This window comes from Pseudomonas sp. NPDC087639 (assembly GCF_044743385.1).
GTDB lineage: Bacteria > Pseudomonadota > Gammaproteobacteria > Pseudomonadales > Pseudomonadaceae > Aquipseudomonas.
On sequence record NZ_JBIUWI010000170.1, the window covers coordinates 1 to 2,065 of the forward strand.

The window sequence follows — 2,065 nt, forward strand, 5'->3', positions numbered from 1 at the left end:
CGCACCCGCTCGGCTGGCGCACCGGGCCCATCGACACCAGCGTCCTCGGCCGCCTGGCCCTGGAGCGCCTGCCGCAGATCGAGCAGGTGTACATCGGCGGTGAAGGCCTGAGCGATCAGGACATGGCGGTAAAGCTGTTCAGCGCCCGTCGTCGTTCGTCGGTGTCTAACGCCGTCGACTCCGACCACTACATCTGCAGCTTTTCGCACAAGACCATCATCTATAAAGGCCTGATGATGCCGGCCGACCTGGCCGCGTTTTATCCGGACCTGAGTGACGAGCGCCTGCAAACCGCGATCTGCGTGTTCCACCAGCGCTTCTCCACCAACCCCCTGCCGAAATGGCCGCTGGCTCAGCCATTCCGCTTCCTCGCCCACACCGGCGAGATCAACACCATCACCGGTAACCGCAACTGGGCACAGGCCCGTCGGACCAAGTTCACCAATGATCTGATGGATCTGGAAGAACTCGGCCCGCTGGTCAACCGTGTCGGCTCCGACTCCTCGAGCATGGACAACATGCTTGAGCTGATGGTCACCGGCGGCATCGACCTGTTCCGTGGCGTGCGGATGATCATTCCGCCTGCGTGGCAGAACTTCGAAACAAAGGAACCGCATCTGCGAGCGTACAACTCGATGCACATGGAACCGTGGGACGGCCCGGCCGGCGTGGTCATGACCGACGGACGCTACGCGGTGTGCCTGCTCGACCGTAACGGTCTGCGCCCGGCGCGCTGGGTCACCACCACCAACGGTTTCATCACCGTTGCCTCGGAAATCGGCGTCTGGAACTACCAGCCCGAAGACGTGATCGCCAAGGGCCGCGTAGGCCCGGGCCAGATCCTTGCCGTGGACACCGAAACCGGGCAGATCCTCGACACCGATGCGATCGACAACCGTCTGAAATCCCGTCATCCGTACAAGCAATGGCTGCGCAAGAACGCCCTGCGCATTCAGGCGACCATGGAAGACAACGATCACGGTTCGGCCTTCTACGACGTTGATCAGCTCAAGCAATACATGAAGATGTATCAGGTCACGTTCGAGGAGCGCGATCAGGTACTGCGTCCGCTCGGTGAGCAAGGCTATGAAGCCGTGGGTTCGATGGGCGATGACACGCCGATGGCCGTGCTGTCCCAGCGTGTGCGCACGCCGTACGATTATTTCCGTCAGCAGTTTGCGCAGGTGACCAACCCGCCGATCGACCCGCTGCGTGAAGCGATCGTGATGTCGCTGGAAATCTGCCTCGGTGCCGAGCGCAACATCTTCCAGGAGTCGCCGGAACACGCTTCGCGCGTGATCCTCAGCTCGCCGGTCATTTCCCCGGCCAAGTGGCGCTCGCTGATGAACCTCGACCGCCCGGGTTTCGAGCGGCAGATCATCGACCTCAACTACGACGAAAGCGTCGGTCTCGAAGCGGCCATCCGCAATGTTGCCGATCAGGCTGAAGAAGCCGTGCGTGCCGGTCGTACCCAGATCGTTCTGAGCGACCGCCATATCGCTCCGGGCAAACTGCCGATCCACGCTTCGCTGGCCACCGGCGCGGTACACCATCGCCTGACCGAAAAAGGCCTGCGCTGCGACTCCAACATCCTTGTTGAAACCGCTACTGCACGCGATCCGCATCACTTCGCGGTGCTGATCGGTTTTGGTGCCTCGGCGGTCTATCCGTTCCTGGCTTACGAAGTGCTGGGCGACCTGATCCGTACCGGTGAAGTGCTGGGCGACCTCTACGAGGTGTTCAAGAACTACCGCAAAGGCATCACCAAAGGTCTGCTGAAGATCCTGTCGAAGATGGGCATCTCGACCATCGCTTCGTACCGTGGCGCTCAGTTGTTCGAAGCCATCGGTCTGTCTGAAGAAGTGTGCGAGCTGAGCTTCCGTGGCGTGCCGAGCCGCATCAAGGGTGCGCGTTTCGTCGACATCGAAGCCGAGCAGAAAGCGCTGGCCACCGAAGCCTGGAGTCCGCGCAAGCCGATCCAGCAGGGCGGTCTGCTGAAGTTCGGCCACGGTGGCGCATAGCACGCCTACACCCCGGACGTGGTCAGCACCCTGCAAGCCGCCGT

1 pseudogene is annotated in these 2,065 nt (G+C 61.8%); it reads left to right on the top strand.

Annotated features, from left to right (window positions below):
* Window positions 1–2,018, top strand: a pseudogene (gltB, locus tag ACIOVB_RS27590) (glutamate synthase large subunit); the annotation flags it as partial.
* Window positions 2,019–2,065 lie beyond the last annotated feature (47 nt).